Below are 20,798 nucleotides of genomic sequence, written 5' to 3' on the forward strand. Positions count from 1 at the left end.
AATCATCAGGGCAAGAGCAAAACCCACGCCGAGCACATCCAGGATGCGCAGGTGCTTTCGCGCCTGCTCCTTCTGCTCCCGATAGCCCGGGTCGTTTGGCGACGTTCGCGGTGCTTTCTTCAGCTGACCCACAATGATCAAAACCGCCAGTGGGATCAGAGAAATACCGAAGAACATGGGAACCTCCTCTTACGTATATTGGTGTATACAGAAGAAAAACTACTGGAAGCATTCCTTCTGAATCATACCGATACCGAGCAGTTCAGCAGCAAGCATCCTAAATTCCTGCTGTGCACTACGGTCTGCCAAATGCCAGGCACCACGAAGAATCCTTGCAACTTTCTGTACTCCATAGCGACGAACAAGCTTTACCAGGCGCCACCCAGTTTTAGCAACCTTCGCTCCAGGGATTGCCGTTTCAGCGACAAATAGTGCAAGAGCACCTGCACAGGACCAAACATTGCCCTGAGGCGTTACAGAGTTATTCCAGGGTGAGGAAAAGGAGTCAACATGCAAACCTTGCAGGTCCTTTGAAATAGCTGCAAGCTCTTTGCGAGTTTTCTTATCCAGGATGTAACCAACGCGGTTACCTGAAGGAGAGAGAACTTCATGGAGGCGAGCTCCTCCATCCAAGTACTCAACAACCCGACCCACGTAATTACCATCTGCAAGCTTTTCAGGAGTAACCGCATATGCTGCAGTGCCCCCAAGAAGGATAAGCGGTACGCCAAGAGTTGCCCCCTTCAGCAACACTCGACGATTGATAGAAGTGAAGTCAGCCATGACAAACTTCCTCTCAAATTAGTAATTTACAACACATTGAATAATGTGTTGAGAAATATTCTAGGTCAGGAGTGTTGTTGCACGCAAGAGAAAATGCACTTTATTTTTGAAAAAATTTACAAAAAGTGATACGGGTTGAACTTCTGGTAGATAGTTAATCTAACACTCACCAAATACAGTTGTGGCGGTGACCGTTGTTCGGTCACCGCCACAACTGTTATACGGCTCAGGTTAGGGTAGGAGCGCCAACCCAAACTCAATAATGATCAGCGCGACAGCACACGCGAAGAGTACCCCACGCGGCACATTGAACTTCTGCCAGAGATCATACAGCTGGCTGGGAACCAACCAAATAACGCACGCCCGAAAGGCAAACGTCATCAGGGGGCCACCCCACTGAATAATCATCAGGGCAAGAGCAAAACCCACGCCGAGCGTATCCAGGATGCGCCGGTGCTTTAGCACCTGCTCCCTCTCCTTTTGATAGCTAGGGTTGTTTAGCAACCTTGGTGGTGCTTTTTTCAGCTGACCCACAATGACCAAAACCGCCAGCGGGATCAGAGAAATATCGAAGAACATGGGAACCGCCTTTCATGTGGGGGTTCGCTCGCTACGCCGGTGACGAGCTGATGGCGCACCATCATTGGTGAAAACTTCTCAAAAACAAGTAGTGTGCAACACGTGCATAACGTATTGTGGGTTACTTTACAGCACACATAGACCCTATTCAAGAGGTAAACAGCTCCCACCCCCGAAAAATTTTTAAAAAATAAGGGCGCCGGGAACCTTACGTTCCCGGCGCCCACTCCCCAGCTGTTCACACCTCAGCGGGATTCAATTTAGAGGCGGAAGAAGCCTTCCACTGCGCGCGTCATGTACGCCATATCGTCCACATGGCACATCTCGCGCATCGAGTGCATCGACAGCAGGCCAATACCCACATCCACGGTGCGCATACCCAGGCGAGTCGCCGTAATCGGGCCAATCGTCGAACCACACGGCATATTGTTATTCGACACGAACTCCTGATACGGCACACCAGCCTTCGCGCACGCCGCCGCAAACACTCCAGCACCCACCGAATCCGTCGCGTAACGCTGGTTCGCGTTAATCTTCAACAGCGGGCCACCACCGGGCAGCGGCTGCACGGTCGGGTCGTGGTGACCCTGATAGTTCGGGTGCACCAGGTGACCGGCATCAGCCGACAGGCAGAACGACGCCGCCACCGAACGGCGGTACTCCTCCGTGCTCTCACCGCGCGCAGCGGACAGGCGCACCAAAATATCCTCCAGGAACGGGCCCGCCGCACCACTACGCGACTCCGAACCAAGCTCCTCATGGTCAAACGCCGCAAGCATCACAGTCTCGGTAGCGTGCTCATCCGCATTATCGGCAACGTAACGCTCCAGGGCGGTCAAACCCGCGTGCACCGAAGACAGGTTATCCAGGCGGCCAGAAGCGAACAGCTCCTGATCCGCACCAAAACGGCGCGGCGGCTGCGAATCAGCAAACAGCAGGTCGTAACCCACAATGCTCTGCGGGTCGACCGGCTCACCGTCAATCACGTGCTTCGCCATGTAGCCGAGCACATCATTCTCCGCCGGATCCACACCCCACACGGGGTACATGTTGAACTGCTTGTCCAGCACCAGTTCGTTGCGCTTGTGGTCCAGGTGCGGCGCCAGCTGCGGGATGCGCGCAATCGGGCCGGTGCGCACCAGGCGGTCCTTCAGCTCCCCGCCCTCAAGGACGGTGAGGCGACCCGCCACGCACAGCTCGCGGTCCAGGAAGGAGTTCAGCAGTGCACCACCGTAGTTCTCGACGGCAATCTGGTGCCAGCCCTTCGTGGTGATGGAGGAGGAAGGCTTGACCTTCAGGGAGGGCGAGTCGGTGTGCGCACCCAGCACGCGGTAGCCGCTTGCCTTCTGCGCCTTCGCGCCGCCAGCCCAGGCGATAATCGCGCCGTCACGGACGACGAAGTGACGGCCGGTTGCAATCTGCGGGTCCCATGCTTCGGTTTCTACAAGCTCGGTGAAGCCTGCTGCTTGCAGGCGGCGCGCTACCGTGCGCGCGGCGAGGTAAGAGACCGGCGACTCCGCCACGAATGCGGCGAGGTCTTCAATATTTTTTACAGCATCAACAGTCATGGTTTAACCCTACCTTTTCTTGGGTGTTGACGGGGTGACCGGGGCTGGTAGTCCACGCGGCGTGAAGTAATAGCCCAGGTGAGGCTCGAATGGAGCGGGGTGGGCGGGCTGGGGTAGCTGGGCTAGAGCAACCCGCCAAATAGCCTATTTATCAACCTTGAGCGGTTGTGTTTCACGTGAAACCTCGCCGCGGCGAGCGCGTGCATTGAAGATTAGGCAGGCGAGCACCACGTACACGCCTTCCAGCGCAATACCCTGCAGCGCATCCACGGGGGTCACGCCCTCAGAGGCGAACGGATCCAGACCAGCCACCATGGACAGCAGCATCAGGATCACATTATTTGCCACGTGCAGGCTGATGGAGGCTTCCAGACCGCCGGTGTACCAGCAGAGGAAACCCGCGTAAATACCCATCGCGAGAATCGTGCTCTGACCCCAGGGGTCGTAGGCGTGGGAGAGCATGAACAGCACGGCGGGCAGCACAATCGGCAGCCAGGGGGTGTGGAGCCAGCGGCCCAGCATCTGCATCATGAAGCCGCGGTAGGCGAGCTCTTCGGCGTAGCACTGCACGGGAACCAGGAGCAACATCATCGCCACATAAACCCAAAATTCAACCTGTGGAGGTTGAAAATAGCGGTATTCGGGCAGGCTCTCACCGCTCAATGCCAGCATCACAGCGTAGTAGATGCCGTAAACCGCGAAGCTCAAACCCAGGTACGGAAGCAGCAGTGAGCGGCGCAGACGGCCCGCCACCGAATGGATCAGACCCCAGGGCTTCGGACCCACGACCAGGCGCGCCAAAAAGAGCGAAGGCACAATCGCGATAAGGGAGAGGAAGGTCAGCGCGAACAGCGCCGGGTGTTCCATAATGACGGCGCGGTTCGTAGCTACATCCTGGAGGGAAAGTCCCGAACCCATAATCGCCACAGCCAGGGCAACTGAAATGATCAGGTTGAGGCCAATAAATACGGCGACGCCGAGCAGACCTTCCAGCAGGGGTGAGAACCAGCGGGATTTCGGGTCGGCGTGGGAGAGACGGTGGTAGGCAAGACCTGCAACAGGCGCAGGAGCAGCGGGGGTTCCGGCGGCTACCTGCGGGGGTGCGGGAGGCGGTGTAGTGTTCATTCTTTAATCCTAGCCTCCGCGGGGTCGATGGTGACCGGGCATGCGAAAACCTTCAAGTACTGATTGATACGGAATGTTCCAAAACCATTGAAAAAGCCGTGAATAAGGCTAAAAACCCACCACTCAAGGGGTTCATTTTCTGAACCTATGCCATAATTTGTAGCGATAATACGCTCATATACATAGTCGCTGATGACCGCTCTTCCGGGGTGTTTTTTCAGCACCAGAAAGGCTGCTTTCTTATGGCACTCGTCTTCAATCCGCCGCCCAACTGGCCCGCTCCTCCTGCTGGATGGGCCCCCACTCCTACGTGGCGTCCTGACCCCGCGTGGGGTCCCGTTCCTGAAGGTTGGCAGCTGTGGGTCGAAGAGCCCGAGCCCGAACCCATTCAGGTTGAAGAGGCCACTATTGAGCCGCTGATTCCCGAGGAGCCCGCTGCTGAGGCGGCTCCCGCTGAGCAGGTTGCTGAGCCTGCTGTTGAGGCACCCGCGGCTGAGCCTGTTGAGGCTGAGCAGCCCGCCGAGGCTGCGGCACCGCTGACCGTTGAGGACGTTGACCTGGAGCAGCTCGCCGCTGAGCTCGAAGGTGAGCAAATCGTCGAGGTTCCGGAGGCTCCCGCAGCACAGGCTGAGGCATCCCACGTTGAGGCACAGCAGGTAGAGGCACCCGCGGCTGAGTCCGCTGAGGAATCCTCCGAGCCCAAGCCGATGCGTCACCTGACTCAGGTTCCGCTGACCGGTACCGCTCTGCCCGAGCAGGTTCTGACCCCGCAGGCTTCCGTTGAAGAGACTGCGGCTGAAAAGGCTGTGGCTGAAGCTCCCGCAGCTGAGCAGGTTGCTTCCGAGCAGCCCGTTGAGGCGCACGTTGTTGAGGCTCCGGTTGCTGAACCCGCACTGTCCGAGCCCGCTGTTTCCGAACCTGTTGCAGAGCCCGTTGTTGTTGAGCCTGTCGCCGAGGTTGCCCCCGAGGCACCGGCGGCAGCTGAACCGGTCGCTGAGGCTCCCGCAACTGAGGCTCCCGCGGCTGAGGCACCCGCTGCTGAGGCGCCCCACACTATTGAGAGCTCCCCGCTCGTTGAGTTCCACACCCCCGAAACCGAGCGCACCGTCAACCTGTCCGAGCGTACCGTGAACCTCTCGGAACAGCCCGGTCAGAACATGCAGCCCGGTCAGAACGCACAGGGCGGCCAGAACGCACAGTTCATCCCGGCGGGTCAGGCACCGAACGGCTTCCAGCCGAACCAGGCTGATGGTTTCCAGAGTGAGGGCTTCCAGGGCCAGAACTTCCAGGGTGGCCAGTACCAGGGCCAGGGCTTCCAGGGTCAGGGCTTCCAGGACGGTCAGAACGTCCAGGGCGGCCAGTACCAGAACAACCCCTACCAGGGTCAGCCGTACAACGCTCAGCAGCCCTACGCAGGTCAGGTGTCCGATCAGGACCAGGCAACCGTGGCACTGAGCAACCCCTACGTCACCGAGCCCGCAGGTCAGGGCGAGGACGACTCCGAGAAGAAGGGTCTGTTCTCCGGCACCAAGCTGTGGGGTGTTATCGGTGGTGCGCTGGCTCTGCTGATTGTCATCATCCTGGCGATTGTCATGCTGATTCCGCGTGGCGGCTCGAACCCCGCCTCCAATTCTGCGGCGGCATCGAGCGCGGCAGCTACTTCCGCTGAGGCGTCTTCCGCGGCGGCATCCTCTGAGGCTTCTTCCGCACCCGCATCTGAGAGCGCGGCAGCGGCTTCGGCTTCTTCCGCAGCGCCGGTTGCTGCTGCTGAAGCGAAGATGCCCGAGGGCGAGTTCAAGGAGTACAAGAAGACCGTCGCCGACAACAAGGACACCATCGACATTGAGAAGATCAAGGGCGATGTGTCCGCAGGCCTGCTCTACTACGAGTTCAAGCCCGCAGACGGTGTGGTTAACGCTTTCATCACCAGCCGTGACGATAAGGGCAACATCGCCTCGGGTGTGAGCGTTATCGACTCCACCCGCGACAACAAGGAGCTCAAGGGCACCGCATGGATTGACGCGAGCGGCCACTCCCCCCCCACCCGCAAGCTGGAGCTGACCGGTAAGGGCGAATGGACCATCCGCGTCTACGATGCAGACTCCGCACCCCACTACAAGAAGGGTGAGAAGTTCCAGAGCACCATGAACTACTACGCTTTCACCTACGAAGGCACCGAGGCGACCATGGAGTTCCAGACCAGCGGCCCGACCACCCGCGGCTTCAACGTTCTGAACGCGACCAAGAACGACCCGTTCTTCTCCTCGACCATGCCGACTGTGAAGAGCAGCATGCAGTGGGTTCAGAGCAACAAGAGCTACCTGCAGGTTCGTACCGACTCCGCGGTCACCTGGAGCATCGGCACTAACTAGCGGCTTGGCTGACTAGATCAGCAGGCTGGGTATAAAAATATCCCCCGCACCCGTGATGGGTGCGGGGGACACTTTTATGCCCGGTGAAAGCTGTGCACCTGCTGGAGGCGCCCGCCGCCGTGAGCGGGCAGCAACCGTGAGCGGGCGGTTTCTTTAGCGGGAGTATTTCGCCTCCGCCAGTTCGGCGCCCGCGGCGTGTGCTGCACGCTCCACCAGCTGACGATTCGCCAGGTACACAAAAAACGTCACCAGAATAAACAGGTACATCAGCTGGTACGGCATGGTGCCAGCCATCAGGCCCAGGGAGCCTTCCGGCACCATCAGAATCTGATCCGCGTTGAAGTGCGGGGAGAACGCCAGCACAATCCAGAACGGCGAAATGTACATGCCCACCAGCGCCGCAGTCGCCAAGATAACAGCCAGCGTGAAGACGAAGGAGCTGACCCTCTGGTACATGAGCGGGAAGATTTCCATGACCACGGCGGCGAGCATCAGCGGGTACCAGGTGTTGTGGTGCGACCAGCTAATCGGCGAAATCTGCAGCATCATGAACGCGGTCAGCGCCAGCTGCGCCATGAGCGCGCGGGCACGAATCAGCGGAACCAACAGAACCGCGGTGACCAGCACAATCAGCAGGGTCAACGCCACCTGCACCACCGACAGGGCGGTAGCCGTCAGGTGATGCTGCAGGCCCGCGTGGGTCAGCGTACCCATAATCGATACGTTATCGAAGTAGCTGAACCAGCCCACACGCGAAGTGTCATGCACCGCATGGAACCAGAACGTCAGCGACTCCTCACGAATCACCAGGAAGCCGATACCCACGGTCGCAGCGAAGCTGGCACCAAGGGTCGCAATGCCCTTCCAGTCCTTACGCATGAGCAGCAGCAGACCGAACGCAAGCGGGGTCAGCTTAATACCCGCCGCAATACCCAGCAGCACACCGCGCGGAACGCGGGTTGCCGGGCGCATAAAATCAGCGAGAATCAGCGCCAAAATGATGGCGTTAATCTGCCCAAAATGCGTGGTCAAACGCCACGGGCCGCACATCCAAATCAGCGCCGCAATCAGCGACACCATGCCCCAATGACCCAGGCGCTTCTGCAACGGCAGACGCCACGAGCGGCTACGCGCGTAGGAGTACAGCAGGTACGCGCACCAGTAGCTGAGCGCACAAATAATGGCGGTAATCAGCAGCATGCTCTGCGGCTCGGTGAGGAACGCGAGCGGGTAAAAGAGCAACGCCGCAAACGGCGGGTAAGTGAACGGCAGGCCGCGCGTGCGGAAGGTGTACAGCTGGTAGCCGTCCGGGCCGTCCGCGAGGGAGACAGCGCCCAGGCGGTACACGTAAATATCGTCAGCCGCCGCGTGAGTCACGTAGTCGAAGGCGTAGAGGGCAACCAAGACGAACAGCAGGTGCGCCCAGAGAGCACCGCTGCGCATGCCGGGGATGCGGTCAAAGAAGCTGCGACGCGCAGGTTTTGTGGGCTGTTTCGCGGTTTCTTCGGCGACTTCTTCCTTTGCCGCTTTTTCCGCGGTGGCTACAGAGGATGCGGCAGGCTCCGCGCTTTCTACAGCGCTTTCAACAGCCGGTTCCGCAACCGGTGCAGGTTCAGCCGTAGAGCCAGCCGAAGCCCACGGGATTATAGGCGCAGCCGCCTCGGCGTTCTTCTCACGATTCTTCTCGCGGCTCACGCGGTTGCCTCACGGGAAGCGGCGGCGCGCACAGACTCGGCGCTCTCGGTCACCAGGGCGCGAGCGCCCCACCAGCCCAGAGGCGCATCGCTACGCACGGAACCGTACTGCACGGGCTCAACCTTCGCGCCACGCACCGGCGCGCTCAGGGCGGCAACCGACCAGAGCGTCATCGTCACCCACAGGCAGAACGCGGGAATAGCCGAAACCGCCAACGCGCCCGGGTCCAGCTGTTCCAAACCATCAGCGCTACCGTGGAACCAGGACGCAATCCTAATCGGCGAAATATACAGGCCCAACACCGCAACCACCGCGAACACGGTCGCTGTCACCCGCAGCCACGCCGGCTGAACCGCAAAATAGGTCGGGAACGCGTCCATGATGAACACGGCAGCCAGCAGGGGCAGCAGCACGTTGTGGTGCGACCAGCTAATCGGCGACAGCGCCACCATCAAGGAGGCGGTCACCGCCACCTGCGCCAGCGCGGCACCGCGGCGTTCCAGCTGGTACAGCAGTGCGGCGGTCAGCACGATCGTGACCAGCGCCAGGGCGTAGTAGACAGGCTTCGCGGCGCTCTCAGAAAGACCGAAGTGCAGCAGCCAACCCTGAATCGAGACGTTATCCACAAAGTTCAGGCCACCCACACGCGAGGGGTTCGTCAGCGCAGAGAACCAGAACTCCGGCGCATCCTTAGGCATCAGAATGAAACCCAGCGCAATGGTGCCGAAGAACGTCGCACCCAGGGTCGCAATGCCCTTCCAGTCGCGGCGGACCAGCAGAATCAGACCAAACACGAGCGGGGTCAGCTTCACGCCGCCCGCAATACCAATCAGCACGCCGCGCGGCACGCGGGTTGCTGGGCGCACAAAATCGGCAAGAATCAGCGCCGTAATGAACGGGTTAATCTGAATCAGGTCCAGGGTGCGCTGCCACGGGCCCGCCGCCACCACCAGAATGGTCAGCATCGCAATCGTGCCGGCACGACCAAAGTACTGCTGCAGCGGCAATTCACGGCCGCGCGCATTCACGTAGTTGTAAATGATCGTGGAAATCCACCACGCCACCACAGCCGAACCGACCACCATAATGACCTTGCCAACCTCCAGGGGCATGAACGCGAACGGCAAGAACAGCATCGCCGCGAACGGCGGGTACGTGAACGGCGGCTTGATGACGCCGTGATCGTTCAGGGTCGGGGAGTACAGGTCCTGGGTGAAGCCCTCGTTATCAAAAATGGTCATCGCACCCAGACGGTAGATGGAGAAGTCCATACCGCTGAAGGGGTTGGTGAGCATTTTGATGACGTATCCACCGCCAACAATGAGGATGAGTGCCACAATAGCGATTTTTCCCCAGATGGGGGTGGTGGAGTCAGTCCTTGTCACGAGGTGTTTGTCCTTACCTTGGTGCCGGCGGATGCGCGCGTAGGGTGGGCGGGCATCTGATTTTGGAATCCTAATAGTTTATCGCGCGCACCTGTGAAGGGTGCATTGGAGAGAAGATTCACAGGGGGAGATTCGCAGGGGAAGAATCACTTGAGCGCGCAAGCACAACTATCACGATATGAGCCGCCTTCATATGCACGTCATGTCTTCAAAATTGGTACTATCCGGGCAATATAATGGGCTTATTGGCACCCGCCCCAACGCAGGGGCAAGCGGTGCCGACCCGCACACCGACGTCCACGAACAACCAGCAGTGAAAGCAGTGATCACGTGAGTGAACATCTCGGCACCCCACCCGAAGGTGAGAACACGAGCGGCAAGCCCGCAAGCGTCTCCGGAGGCGGCTCCTCCGGCCTGAGCATTGGCGCGCGCCCGGCTGATGTGCCCGGCGCAAACCTCACCCCCGAAGAGATTGCACGCCGCGCATCCGGTCGCGGTACGTGGCATCGTCGCGCCTCCAAGCCCGTCTCCCACTGGATGTTTACCCTTGTCGGCGTACTTCTGCTGCACAGGTTTATCCCGAATAGCGGCTGGCTGATGGTGCACATTGTCACCCTCGGCCTGATTACGAACTCGATTCTGATTTGGTCGCAGCACTTCACCGAAGCGCTCATGAAAATCAAGATTCCGGACGAGGCGCGCGGCACTCAGGTGCGCCGCATCTTCATTCTGAACGCCGGTATTCTCGTGCTCATGATCGGCATGGTCGGTCAGCTGAGCGTGCCCGGGCTCTACGCCGCCACGGTGGTGGGCGCCCTCATTGTCGGTTCGATGGTCGCCTGGCACGGCATCTACCTGCTGAAGCAGGTGCGTCAGGCTCTGCCGTCGCGGTTCGGTGTGACCATTCGCTTCTACATTGTTGCGGCGCTGTTGCTGCCCCTCGGTGCGGCGTTTGGCGGCATGATTGCCTACCCGAACCTGTCCGGCACCCTGCATTCGCAGTTCCTGCTCGCGCACGAGGCAGTGAACGTGCTCGGCTTCGTCGGTATTACCGCGGTGGGTACGCTGGTGACGTTCTGGCCGACCATGTTGCGCACCAAGATGGTGGATAAGGCGCTCACCCACAGCCTGCGCGCCCTGTACCTGATGTGCGGTGGCTTGGCGTTGACCGTTGTCGGCGCGATTTTAGGGATGCGTCCGCTCGCCGCAGCCGGCCTGGTCGTCTACCTGGTTGCCCTGCTGATTGTCGCCTGGGTGATGGTGCGTACCCTGCGCACCAAGCGCCCGAACGAGTACCCGCCCATGAGCGTGGGTATGGGCTTCCTCTGGCTGATTATTGGCGTAGCGACCACCGCCTACATGGTGGCAACCGTCCCCTTCGCGCAGCTGGATGTACGCGCCGTAACCCCCATCTTCGTGGTCGGCTTCCTGCTGCAGCTGCTGCTCGGCGCGATGAGCTACCTGCTGCCGCAGCGCATGGGTGGCGGCCCGGCGGTGGTGCGCGCCTCCAACAAGGAGTTCAGCCGTTTCGCGGCGGCACGCGTAACCGCCGTGAACCTGGCGCTGCTGATCTTCATGATGCCCAGCTCCATGGTGGGCCAGTCCATTAAGATTGCCGTCGCTATCGTGGGTGCGTTGGCGCTCATGGCATTCATTCCGCTCATGGTGCGCGGCGTGAAGGCGTCCGTGAACACCCGCAAGGAAATGATGGCGGCACGCGCCCGTGGCGAGAAGCCCGTCTTCAACCAGGAGGCGCTCACCCCGGAGCCCGTCCCGCACGCCAAGCAGAGCTTCCAGGCGGCACTCGCGGTTGCCATGGCGTTCCTGCTGGGCTTCGCCGTGAACCCGTCCGCGCTGAACCTGCCGTCGTTCTCTTCGGCGGGTTCCGTGGCTACGACCGGTCAGACCACCACCGTGCAGGTGAAGGCGACCAGCAACTACCGCTTCACCCCCGCCGAGGTGGAGGTGCCCGCAGGTAACCGCCTAGTCGTTGAAGTCACCAACGACGACCAGGGCATGACCCACGACCTGACCTTCGACAACGGCGCAACCACCGGCACCATCAACCCCGGCGAAACGAAAACCGTTGATGCCGGCGTCATTACCGCCGACCAGGAAGGCTACTGCTCCGTGGCGGGCCACCGCTCCCTCGGCATGGTGTTCAAGGTGAAGGCAACCGGCGCCTCCGCAAACCAGGTGGCGCAGGGCGGCCACAACCACGGTTCTACGGGCACCCACAACCACGCCGCGTCGGGTAGCACCCCGACCCTCATGACCGTTGCGAACAGCAGGATTGACATGTCCGCAGCGCCCGGCAGCGGCTACAAGTACCGCGACCCGAACATCCCGGCACCGAACACCGCCACACAGGTGAACGGCAAGACCGTCCGCAAGGTCACCCTGGAAGTTGAGGAAGTCGACCGCGAGGTGGCGCCCGGCGTGACCGTTCACATGTGGACGTTCAACGGGCAGAACATGGCACCGATTCTGCGCGGCAAGGTCGGCGACATTTTTGAAATTACACTCATCAATAACGGCACTATGGGCCACTCGCTGGACTTCCACGCGGGCATGGTCTCCCCCGATAACACGATGAAGACCATCGCCCCCGGTGAGCGTCTCGTCTACCGTTTTGAGGCGAAGGGCGCCGGCATCTGGCTGTACCACTGCGGTACCGCCCCGCTGAGCCTGCACATGACCCAGGGTATGTACGGTGCGGTCATCATTGACCCGGCGGACCTTGACCCGGTCGATCACGAGTACGTGATGGTTCAGGGCGAGGCGTACCTGCACGACACCGACAAGACCGCCTCCGACGGTAACAAGCTGGCGGAGAACTCGCCGGAGCTGATCGCGGCGGGCACCCCCACGCTGACCATGTTCAACGGCCACGCAACCCAGTACAAGGCGAAGCCGCTGCAGGTGAAGAAGGGCGAGCGTATCCGTGTTTGGGTAATGGCTGCGGGCCCGAACCACGGCACGAGCTTCCACGTGGTCGGTTCACAATTCGACACCGTCTACAAGGAGGGCGGCTACCTGATGCGCCGCGGCGCAGATGCGTTCGGTAGCCGTGACGGCCACAGCCAGGCACTGGATTTGGCGCCCGCTCAGGGCGGCTTCGTGGAGATGCAGTTCTTGGAGTCTGGCACCTACGTGTTCGTGAATCACTCCTTCTCGGAGATGGAGCGCGGTGCCGCCGGCAAGATCGTGGTCACTGATCGCTAGTAGTGGCTACCCGCTAAACCCTCACGCTAGGCGCTTCTAGCGCCCGTGAGAGGTCGACCCCGCCCGGTGCATCCTGTGAATGGATGCGCCGGGCGGGGTCTTTTTGCACTGTCTTTCTGCACTGTTTTTCTGCGCCGTCTTTCTGCCCCGCACAGGCTCCTACAGAGCCGATACAGAGCCACCCTAGAGCCCCTGCACACGCCTGTACGCACCCCGGCGAACTATGCTTTTAGCCTCATGGGCGAACTTTTCTTAGCCAGGAGCGGGCATGGTGCGCTAGTCTATAGGAATGGCAGATAGCACTTCGAGCGCCTCTTCCGAGCGCAGCGCTACGGGCGCCAACAACCACACCCCCGCTTCGGCGGACGCACAGACTTCCCCTCGGCAGCGTAAAGCTTTCCCGCTTCGCTTTCTCGCCGGGGCACTTGCGCATTGGCAAATTATTGCCTCTGCGGTTCTTTTGGGTGGCGGTGTTGCCGGCCTGGCAGCCACCTATGACGACTATTGCGGTATGACGGAGCTTTCGTATGCTCCGGCGGCTCTCCGACCCGATTTTGAGGAGGGCTCTAAGGTGGCGGGTTTCCGCCCCGGCGTGCTGGCGGCGCAGATTGAGACTGAGAGCCACTGGCGTGTGGGCGTTGTGTCCCACCAGGGCGCTAAGGGTATTGCACAGTTCACCGATGATGCGTGGAGCGGCGGTCACTACAGCTTCGGCAATGGCGGTAATGTTCTGAACCCGCACGATGCGATTGCGGCGCAGGCACGCTACCTGGGTGAGTTGCGTACTCGTTTGGCGAAGTACGCCTCCAATGAGGATGAGCTGCAGGATGTGGTTCTCGCCGGTTATAACGCGGGTCCGGGTTCTGTGGAGAAGTACGGCGGTGTTCCCCCGTATGAGGAGACTCAGAATTATGTGAAGTCGATTCGCGAGCTGGCGAATTCGAAGTATAAGCTGACCTACTCTCCCGAGTACCAGTTCAAGCAGGCGAAGTTGAGCTTCGTGAATGGTGTGACTCCGGCGATGGCTGGTGTTCATGCGGATGGTACGGCTCTGTCCCCGGAGGAGTCGGCATCGGCTGCGGCGGAGGCTTCTGCGAGTGCTTCGGCTCGTGCGTCTGCGAGCGGTTCTGCGGGTTCTTCGGTGAAGCCTTCGGCGACGAGTTCCGGCCGCTAAATTCAGCTTTTTGGATAGTCCACTAGGCTATATAGCTGTCAGGGAATATTCTGTTTTATCTATAGTGAGCGGCTGATACCGGCCGTCACTACCCTACTTATTCACTCTTATATTTACTCTTAACAGCGCGAGGCGCCGACCCCCATTCTCAGGGGTCGGCGCCTCGCCCTTTTTAGAACTGGAGCGTGCCTAGTTGAAGATAGCGCGCACGACCGAGTAGCCGGAGACCGGGTACACGGCGTTCACGGTTGCGGGCTTCTCGCTCTCGTCCGCGATCTCGATGGACTCGGTGCCGCGCAGCAGCTCCTCGAGCAGGATGCGCAGTTCCAGGCGTGCCAGGGGCGCGCCGGGGCAGACGTGGATGCCGTCGCCGTACACGAGGTTGCGGGACTGGTCGCGGTGCGGGTTGTAGGTGAGGGCGTCTTCGAAGGCGTCCTCGTCGCGGTTGGCGCTTGCCCAGTTGATGGTCACGCGGGAGCCGGCGGGCAGGGTGCGGCCGCCGAGTTCGGTGTCCTGAGTGGTGATGCGGCGGTTGGTGACGAGGGTGTCTTCGAGTCGCATGATTTCTTCGACGGCGAGGGCGATTTCGCTGCGGTCGTCGAGTGCGTTGCCGTCGGCGAGGGATGCGCGCAGGCGGTCCTGTTCGGCGCGGTTGCGTGCCAGGAAGTTGACGAATACGCCCACAGTTGCGGAGACGGTGGACAGCTCGCCCACGGTCCAGTTGCGGATGAGGCTGACGATTTCTTCGTCGGTCATGGTGCGGGGTTCTTCGCCGGGCAGCTGCACGGTGTCGGTGAGCAGTTCGGCGGTGACGTCCTTGGGGTTGCCGGCTGCGGCGTCCTCGCGGCGTTCGTCGAGCAGCTGGCGGATGTAGCCGTCGAATTCGAGGGCGACCTTAGCGATTTCTTCACGGTCGCGGCGCAGGGTGGCGACGCGGTTCTTCTCGATCCATTCGGTGAGGGGCTGTTCGAGGCATGCGGGCCAGCCCATGAAGGCGTTCTGCACGCGCATTGCGTATGCCTGGCCGAAGCCCTGCATGACGTCTACTTCTTCGCCGCGGGGCAGTTCTGCGATGAGGCTCTTCACGGCGTCGCAGATGACGGGTGCGAACTTTTCGAGGCGTTCGGGGGCGAAGTACTTGTCGTTGACGGCACGGAAGGTGGTGTGTTCGGGTGCGTCCATGCCGTTGGGGACAGCAATGTGGCGGGTGGAGACGACGTTGGAGTAGATTTCGGGGTGGTCGAGTACGTGCTGTACGTCGGCGTTTTTGAAGACGGAGTAGCCCATGAATTCGTCGTGGGCGACGGGGCAACGGCGTCGCATTGCGTCGTAGGCGGCTACCTGGTCCTTCTGGACCTCTTCGCTTCGGAGGTCCCAGTCGTTGTGTACGTTCTCAGTCATTGTTCACCCGTGTTCGTTATAGAGTTGTGGCGTGCTGGATGCGGGCGTCCGGGCGATGCGTATGGGGCAGGGTCGGGCGTGCATTTCAGCACGTGAATCCATTACTTGTTCTTTGACCCTATCACTTATGGATTGGTGGCGCAGGGTAGGGGTTCCTTGCTTCTCATTCAACGAACAGTGCGGTCGCGGCAGCACTACAACCCATCACGCCGCATTCACTCTACAGGCCACGATAGACTTCTCGCCGATGACCAACTCGGAAGACCTCAACAACAACCGCACCGTTATCAATGGTGTACAGGATGCGGTAATTTCCTACTCGCGCCCTGTACCCTTCTTCGCCCTGTAGCTTCTTGACTCCCGCCATATAGGGGTCATCGCCAAGGGACCGGAGGCAGGCGATAATTTTCTCGAAGACTGCCCGGTCTTCTCGTTGGATTTTCTTCAGTTCTTTCGCTGCTTTGCGCGTCAATTCGACCCGGTACGCGGGGTTTGAGAGATGGTTTGCAGTCATCTGCATCCTTCAGGCAGAGCTTTAAATCTTAACCTCAACCTTAGCAGAAAAAGTGTACACTTTTTACATACTTTACATTGTAGTACTATATAAACTATATAAGTAGCCCCCTGGCTGGAACCTACACAGGAACTATCCTCGGAGCTAACGCATAAACCCCAGAAAGGAACCAGTCATGACTGTCACCACTCACCGGACTCGTTCCAATGTCACGACTCTTAAAGAACTCCGCGACAACCTCGGAACCAAAGTCAACGAGGCAGTGTTCTCCGGCGAACGCCCCCTCATCAGCCGCAATGGTAAGACTGTTGCCGCGCTCATCTCCTACGAAGATTTGAAGCTACTTGAAGAGTACGAAGAGCTCCTCGACATTGAGGCTCTTCGCAAGGCACGCGCCGAAGATGACGGCTACCGCATCGGCCTCGACGAGTTCCTCGCAGAGAACCCTGCAGACTAATCTCTCAGCACATATTGCGAGGCGGGCGGCACCTCCACTGGGGAGGGGCCGCCCGCCTCGTATTTTTCCTGCATCAAGGGCCCCCTTAACGATAGAATGAGGTACGGAACACTAAAAACTCGCCTGGTCAGAAATAATATCTAAGGTATGACCTGCTGAGTTAGACAGTTTCCGGTGTTATGTATCGATGAAGACATAGGACCGACCGCAGGATGCCAAAAGGTGGCCTGCTGAAAGGAGGGTGTCATGAACACCCTGCACGCCAATTCTTATAACTGCTCGCAGCTAGTTTGGGCTGCATATAAGAGCACAGACCCTAACGTGGACCTCGACTCTGACGGTGGCCCCGGCGTATACCCGACAGACATCAAGAAATCACACTGGGTGCATCACTACGAAACGAGGTGGTAGCAATGACCACATCCCGTTTTTCAGGAAGCCTGCGTCTGGGACTTATCGGCGCCCTCCTCCTGTCAGGCTGTAGCGCAACCATCCCAGTAACAAACGACCCTCGCAAAGCCCTCGACGAAAGCAGCATCGCCATATCCATTGCAGGCGACTCAAGATACCTGCCGCATGCTGGAGGAGGCGTAGCATTCTACAACTCAGAAACCCAAAAATGGTCAAGAATCAAAAATGTCGGGGTCCGAAACTCGCCAATTGTATACAAAGATAAAAACCTATATTTCACAGATACAAATTCACTATTCACCCTCTCCGATAAACTGCACACATACCCAAAGAAAACAAAAAATGATTACAGTGAAGATGTGTACGTTGCAGACGATAGCACTATTGTAGCTATAGATAATTACGGAGGGGATGGAAGTGGTGATTACGTATTCCTTGTGACAATTGTAAAAAATGGTGAGGTGAGGGAAGAGAGAATTAAAAATATTCTACACATGACAGCTCAGTGCGCCGACGGCAGTATATGGGGCTACGACCAAATCAGCAATTACGAAGGAACAGATAACCAATACCTACACCCAAGGAACCCCACGTTCCTTACCCGCGTGTACCCGAACCCTTCAAATGAAAAAATGTTCTCGAAGAGTCTCGAAAGTAACACAATGTATGGTTCCTACATCGTGTGTGCGGGGAATAGAATTGTGAAAATCCATGATACTTACCCGCAAAGCATTACCGACTACCAATATGCAGATTTAAAAGATATCGACGGATCCATGCTCGAAGTAATTAATGTGCAAACAGGCGAGCATACAGAACGCCAAATTACCGGTGAAGCGAGCAAACGTGTACATGGAGAAAATGTTCCTTCAGGTGCACCGTATGCAATACACGCATACGGGGACGACATCTGGTGGGTCCATCACGACGGGCGAATCATCTCAACCAACATTGATACCGCCCACAACACTGTACGATTCAGCCTCAAGATCCCAGAAGGAGTAAAGGAAGTCTCCACATACTACTGGACCGAGAAAAACCTCTACGCCATGTACGAGCTGCAAGGAGAAACCTATATTCAAGCCTATTCCGTTGAGTCCGGTGAACTCATCAAAACCCAGAAAATACCGCACTACAACGCTCTTCTGAACGGGCGCGAATACCCCTCATACTTCGTTATTACAAACGAAGAGAAATTCCTTAAAAACTAGCCCCTCGCGCTGAAATGCTACATAGAGTGAGGCGGGCGGCCCCCCCACCGGGGAGGGGCCGCCCGCCTCATTCTTGCCTAAAAACCGCCGAATCTAGCGCTTGTGTGCGAAGGGGTAGATGCTACCGTCCATCACGCCGCGCTCCACCTGCTCCAGGCTCACGCCGCGAGTCTCCGGCAGGTTGCGGAACATCAGCAGCGCAATAATCACGTTCACCACGGCAAAGCCGATGAAGGAGCCGGTCAGACCGACCGTACCCAGAATCACGGGGAACGCCAGCGACAGCACACCGTTCATCATCCAGCCGCTAAACGCCGAAATGCCCATACCCGCCGCACGCACACGCAGCGGGAACAGCTCACTCATAATCACCCACGTCGACACGTTCAGGCAGGTCTGCATCGCGCCCACAAAGCAGACGATGAGCACCAGCAGAATCCAGGGGCGCGCCGCATTATCGGCGGGCAGCAGCATGGATGCGCCCGCAATCAGCACGTGGAAAAACGCGGTCGAACTATAGCCGGTAATGACCATGACGCGGCGCGGCACACGCTCCATCAGGCGCAGCGACAGAATCGAGCCGAGCACCGCAATCGTACCCGGAGCAATATTCGCGATGAGCGCCGCGGATTCGCTGAAACCAGCTTCCTTGAGCACCTTAATGCCGTAGTACATGATCGAGTTGATGCCGGTCAGCTGCTGGCCCGCGCCGACCAGAATACCGACGAGCAGGATGCGCACGAACCAACCGCGCACGCCCACGCTTTCCTTACCCGCCGCGGTGTTCTGGGTGGTTGCCTCCGCCTGCAGGGTGCGTTCAATATCGGCGATCTCAGCCTCGGCACGTTCGGTGGAGCGGATGCGCTTCATCACCTCAAGCGCCTGCTCACGCTTACCGACGCGCAGCAGCCAGCGCGGCGACTCGGGCACACGCAGCATGCCGACGAACAGGCCGATGGCGGGCAGGGTGCAGATGGCGAACATCCAGCGCCACACGCCGTCGTGTTCGCCCCATACGTTGCCGATGAGGGCGTTCACGATGAATGCGGCAAGCTGACCGCCCACGACCATGAGCTCGTTGCGGCCGGAGAGGGAGCCTCGAATTTCGTAGGGTGCGAGCTCTGCGAGGAACACGGGCACCACGGCGGAGGCGCCACCGACCGCCAGGCCGAGCAGGGTGCGTCCGGTGATGAGTACGGCGACGTTGGGTGCGAACACGCAGGTCAGGGCACCAATGAAGAAGATGGTGGAGAGCCCAATGATGGTGGTTCGGCGGCCGAACCGGTCAGAGATACGGCCGCATCCGAGTGCGCCGATAGCGGCGGCGAAGGCGAGCGATCCGGTGACCCAGCCTTGGGCGGTGGAGTCCATGCCGAGTTCGCGGCTCATGGGTTCGAGCGCGCCGTTGATCACTCCGGTGTCGTAGCCGAAGAGCAGACCGCCGAAGGTGGCGATGAGTGCGATGATGCCGAGGTATCGGCTGTGCTTCCCGGTGCCCAGAGGGGGCAGGGTGGAGGCGGTGCTCTGTGCGCTCATGGTGTCCTTTGATGTGCCGGTGGCGGGTGGTCCTGCCGGGGCTGCTTCCAGGCGGCAGGGGTGGGTACATAGGTAAGGTGAGGTGCGTCAGGTTAGACACACCTCACCTAATCCTAGCGAAAACGTTCAGCGGGTGATATTTATTTCTCACCGCGGACATTTTTCAGCGTATATTACGGCCGACATATGCGACCGCCTGAGTGCCCTTTTGAGAAGGAGCCCGCGTTTAGAACAGCGCAATCTTCTCGGGTGCCGGGAAGATGGCGTCCAGGGCGGCGAGGTCCTCAGCTTCGAAGCGCAGGCATGCCGCCTGTGCGTTGGCGCGCACCTGCTCGGCGCTGGTCGCACCGGCAATGACGGAGGTGACCGGCGACTGCTGTGCGAGCCAGGAGAACGCCGCCTGCACCTCGGTGATACCGCGCTCGGTGCAGAAGCTGTGGAAGGCTTCGAGCTGGTCCCAGTTGGCGGCGTCGAGCACGTTCTTCTTGGAGTGGGACAGGCGCGAACCGGCGGGAATGTTGTCGCGGCGGTACTTGCCGGTCAGCAGGCCGTTAGCGAGCGGGAAGTACGGCAGCACACCCATGCCGAAATGCCGTGCGGCGGGCAGGATTTCGAGTTCTGCGCGGCGGTCGAGCAGGTTGTAGTGGTTTTCAGCGACGATGAACCGTTCGGTGCCGAGTTCATGGGCGCAGTGTTCGGCGTGGGCGAGCTGCCAGCCGGAGAAGTTGGAGTGGCCCAGGTAGCGGACCTTACCGTCGCGTACGAGCTGGTCGAGGGCACTGAGAGTTTCTTCGATGGGGGTGTTGGGATCGGGGCTGTGGTAGAAGTACAGGTCGATGTAGTCGGTGCCGAGGCGGCGGAGGGAACCTTCGACGGCGCGCATGATGTAGCGGCGGGATCCGCGGGCGTTGCGGTCGTTGCCGTTGAGGTCGCCGACGGGCAGACCGAATTTGGTGACGATGGTCAGTTCGTCGCGGTCGAGGCCGAGCTGGGTGAGGGCGGTGCCGAACATGGTTTCTGAGAGGCCAGGTTCGGCGCCGTAGAGGTCTGCGATGTCGAAGAAGCTGATGCCTGCGTCGACTGCGGCGGCGATGACTTCGTTGGTACCTTCTTGGGTGCGGGTGGGGGTGCCGGGGCGGCCGAGGTTATTGCAGCCGATGCCGACGCTGGGTACGACGAGACCGGAGTTGCCGAGCCTGCGGTAGACGGGAGATTCAATACGTTCCATGCTTTTAACTCTACGTTGTGCGGGTATGTTACGAGGTTATTTTCCCTCCAGTTGGGAGGCGAAGAGCTTCCTGAAGCGTGATGTAGGGTCGGTGGTTAGGTCCCGGTAGGTTCCTTGCTCCACCACACACCCAC

The 20,798-nt window shown here is 59.5% G+C and carries 15 protein-coding genes; 5 read left to right on the forward strand and 10 right to left on the reverse strand.

Annotation, left to right across the window (positions count from 1 at the left end; all coding sequences use genetic code 11):
• Nucleotides 1–219: 219 nt before the first annotated feature.
• The 4 genes from HMPREF2999_RS09375 to HMPREF2999_RS02655 all read right to left on the reverse strand — a co-directional run bounded on the left by HMPREF2999_RS09375 (nucleotide 220) and on the right by HMPREF2999_RS02655 (nucleotide 4,055).
• Complete coding sequence (locus HMPREF2999_RS09375; protein ID WP_141757032.1) at nucleotides 220–783, reverse strand: hypothetical protein; 564 nt, start codon at nucleotides 781–783, stop codon at nucleotides 220–222.
• Between the two features lie 231 nt (nucleotides 784–1,014).
• Nucleotides 1,015–1,362 carry a hypothetical protein gene (locus HMPREF2999_RS02645; RefSeq protein ID WP_070675243.1) on the reverse strand — a complete coding sequence of 116 codons (348 nt, stop codon included), beginning with the start codon at nucleotides 1,360–1,362 and terminating at the stop codon, nucleotides 1,015–1,017.
• Nucleotides 1,363–1,622: 260 nt separating this feature from the next.
• Nucleotides 1,623–2,930, reverse strand: coding sequence for a M18 family aminopeptidase (locus HMPREF2999_RS02650; protein WP_005507304.1), 1,308 nt, complete (start codon nucleotides 2,928–2,930; stop codon nucleotides 1,623–1,625).
• A 144-nt stretch (nucleotides 2,931–3,074) separates the two neighbouring features.
• Complete coding sequence (locus tag HMPREF2999_RS02655) at nucleotides 3,075–4,055, reverse strand: CPBP family intramembrane glutamic endopeptidase (RefSeq protein WP_070675240.1); 981 nt, start codon at nucleotides 4,053–4,055, stop codon at nucleotides 3,075–3,077.
• A 242-nt stretch (nucleotides 4,056–4,297) separates the two neighbouring features.
• On the opposite strand from HMPREF2999_RS02655, the gene HMPREF2999_RS02665 reads away from it, so the two are divergent.
• Nucleotides 4,298–6,427, forward strand: coding sequence for a hypothetical protein (locus HMPREF2999_RS02665; protein WP_070697702.1), 2,130 nt, complete (start codon nucleotides 4,298–4,300; stop codon nucleotides 6,425–6,427).
• Nucleotides 6,428–6,580: 153 nt separating this feature from the next.
• Here HMPREF2999_RS02665 and HMPREF2999_RS02670 read toward each other — a convergent pair whose 3' ends face one another.
• Nucleotides 6,581–8,122, reverse strand: coding sequence for a glycosyltransferase 87 family protein (locus HMPREF2999_RS02670; protein ID WP_070675222.1), 1,542 nt, complete (start codon nucleotides 8,120–8,122; stop codon nucleotides 6,581–6,583).
• Complete coding sequence (locus HMPREF2999_RS02675) at nucleotides 8,119–9,507, reverse strand: glycosyltransferase 87 family protein (RefSeq protein ID WP_070675219.1); 1,389 nt, start codon at nucleotides 9,505–9,507, stop codon at nucleotides 8,119–8,121. The genes HMPREF2999_RS02670 and HMPREF2999_RS02675 overlap by 4 nt, the downstream gene beginning before the upstream one ends.
• Before the next feature lie 330 nt (nucleotides 9,508–9,837).
• Between HMPREF2999_RS02675 and HMPREF2999_RS02680 the strand changes: the two genes are divergently transcribed.
• Together HMPREF2999_RS02680 and HMPREF2999_RS09655 are read left to right on the forward strand one after the other, a co-directional pair.
• Nucleotides 9,838–12,732, forward strand: a complete 2,895-nt coding sequence (locus tag HMPREF2999_RS02680; RefSeq protein ID WP_070675216.1) for a multicopper oxidase domain-containing protein — start codon at nucleotides 9,838–9,840, stop codon at nucleotides 12,730–12,732.
• 289 nt (nucleotides 12,733–13,021) lie between these two features.
• Nucleotides 13,022–13,906 (forward strand): lytic transglycosylase domain-containing protein, encoded by an 885-nt coding sequence (locus HMPREF2999_RS09655; RefSeq protein ID WP_070675213.1) that lies wholly within the window; start codon nucleotides 13,022–13,024, stop codon nucleotides 13,904–13,906.
• 189 nt (nucleotides 13,907–14,095) lie between these two features.
• Here the strand turns inward: HMPREF2999_RS09655 and HMPREF2999_RS02690 are convergent, their stop codons facing one another.
• A complete protein-coding gene (locus tag HMPREF2999_RS02690; RefSeq protein ID WP_070675210.1) occupies nucleotides 14,096–15,307 on the reverse strand; it encodes a cytochrome P450 in 1,212 nt (403 codons plus the stop codon).
• Between the two features lie 220 nt (nucleotides 15,308–15,527).
• On the reverse strand, nucleotides 15,528–15,821 hold the full coding sequence (locus HMPREF2999_RS02695) for a type II toxin-antitoxin system RelE family toxin (RefSeq protein ID WP_049341179.1): 294 nt from the start codon (nucleotides 15,819–15,821) through the stop codon (nucleotides 15,528–15,530).
• A 175-nt stretch (nucleotides 15,822–15,996) separates the two neighbouring features.
• Here HMPREF2999_RS02695 and HMPREF2999_RS02700 point away from each other — a divergent pair, with 175 nt between their 5' ends.
• Nucleotides 15,997–16,278 carry a type II toxin-antitoxin system prevent-host-death family antitoxin gene (locus HMPREF2999_RS02700; protein WP_005509047.1) on the forward strand — a complete coding sequence of 94 codons (282 nt, stop codon included), beginning with the start codon at nucleotides 15,997–15,999 and terminating at the stop codon, nucleotides 16,276–16,278.
• A gap of 413 nt (nucleotides 16,279–16,691) precedes the next feature.
• Nucleotides 16,692–17,900, forward strand: coding sequence for a hypothetical protein (locus HMPREF2999_RS02705; protein WP_070675205.1), 1,209 nt, complete (start codon nucleotides 16,692–16,694; stop codon nucleotides 17,898–17,900).
• A gap of 93 nt (nucleotides 17,901–17,993) precedes the next feature.
• Here the strand turns inward: HMPREF2999_RS02705 and HMPREF2999_RS02710 are convergent, their stop codons facing one another.
• Together HMPREF2999_RS02710 and HMPREF2999_RS02715 are read right to left on the reverse strand one after the other, a co-directional pair.
• A complete protein-coding gene (locus HMPREF2999_RS02710; RefSeq protein WP_070675202.1) occupies nucleotides 17,994–19,436 on the reverse strand; it encodes a sugar porter family MFS transporter in 1,443 nt (480 codons plus the stop codon).
• Between the two features lie 226 nt (nucleotides 19,437–19,662).
• Nucleotides 19,663–20,664 (reverse strand): aldo/keto reductase, encoded by a 1,002-nt coding sequence (locus HMPREF2999_RS02715; RefSeq protein WP_070675199.1) that lies wholly within the window; start codon nucleotides 20,662–20,664, stop codon nucleotides 19,663–19,665.
• Between the last annotated feature and the right edge of the window lie 134 nt (nucleotides 20,665–20,798).

Source organism: Rothia sp. HMSC066H02 (assembly GCF_001814995.1).
GTDB lineage: Bacteria > Actinomycetota > Actinomycetes > Actinomycetales > Micrococcaceae > Rothia > Rothia mucilaginosa.

Excerpts from the sequence above, each read along its gene's own strand:
- HMPREF2999_RS09375 (WP_141757032.1), bottom strand. The coding sequence starts at position 783 with ATGGCTGACTTCACTTCTATCAATCGTCGAGTGTTGCTGAAGGGGGCA.
- HMPREF2999_RS02645 (WP_070675243.1), bottom strand. The coding sequence starts at position 1,362 with ATGTTCTTCGATATTTCTCTGATCCCGCTGGCGGTTTTGGTCATTGTG.
- HMPREF2999_RS02650 (WP_005507304.1), bottom strand. The coding sequence starts at position 2,930 with ATGACTGTTGATGCTGTAAAAAATATTGAAGACCTCGCCGCATTCGTG.
- HMPREF2999_RS02655 (WP_070675240.1), bottom strand. The coding sequence starts at position 4,055 with ATGAACACTACACCGCCTCCCGCACCCCCGCAGGTAGCCGCCGGAACC.
- HMPREF2999_RS02665 (WP_070697702.1), top strand. The coding sequence starts at position 4,298 with ATGGCACTCGTCTTCAATCCGCCGCCCAACTGGCCCGCTCCTCCTGCT.
- HMPREF2999_RS09655 (WP_070675213.1), top strand. The coding sequence starts at position 13,022 with ATGGCAGATAGCACTTCGAGCGCCTCTTCCGAGCGCAGCGCTACGGGC.
- HMPREF2999_RS02690 (WP_070675210.1), bottom strand. The coding sequence starts at position 15,307 with ATGACTGAGAACGTACACAACGACTGGGACCTCCGAAGCGAAGAGGTC.
- HMPREF2999_RS02695 (WP_049341179.1), bottom strand. The coding sequence starts at position 15,821 with ATGACTGCAAACCATCTCTCAAACCCCGCGTACCGGGTCGAATTGACG.
- HMPREF2999_RS02700 (WP_005509047.1), top strand. The coding sequence starts at position 15,997 with ATGACTGTCACCACTCACCGGACTCGTTCCAATGTCACGACTCTTAAA.
- HMPREF2999_RS02705 (WP_070675205.1), top strand. The coding sequence starts at position 16,692 with ATGACCACATCCCGTTTTTCAGGAAGCCTGCGTCTGGGACTTATCGGC.
- HMPREF2999_RS02710 (WP_070675202.1), bottom strand. The coding sequence starts at position 19,436 with ATGAGCGCACAGAGCACCGCCTCCACCCTGCCCCCTCTGGGCACCGGG.
- HMPREF2999_RS02715 (WP_070675199.1), bottom strand. The coding sequence starts at position 20,664 with ATGGAACGTATTGAATCTCCCGTCTACCGCAGGCTCGGCAACTCCGGT.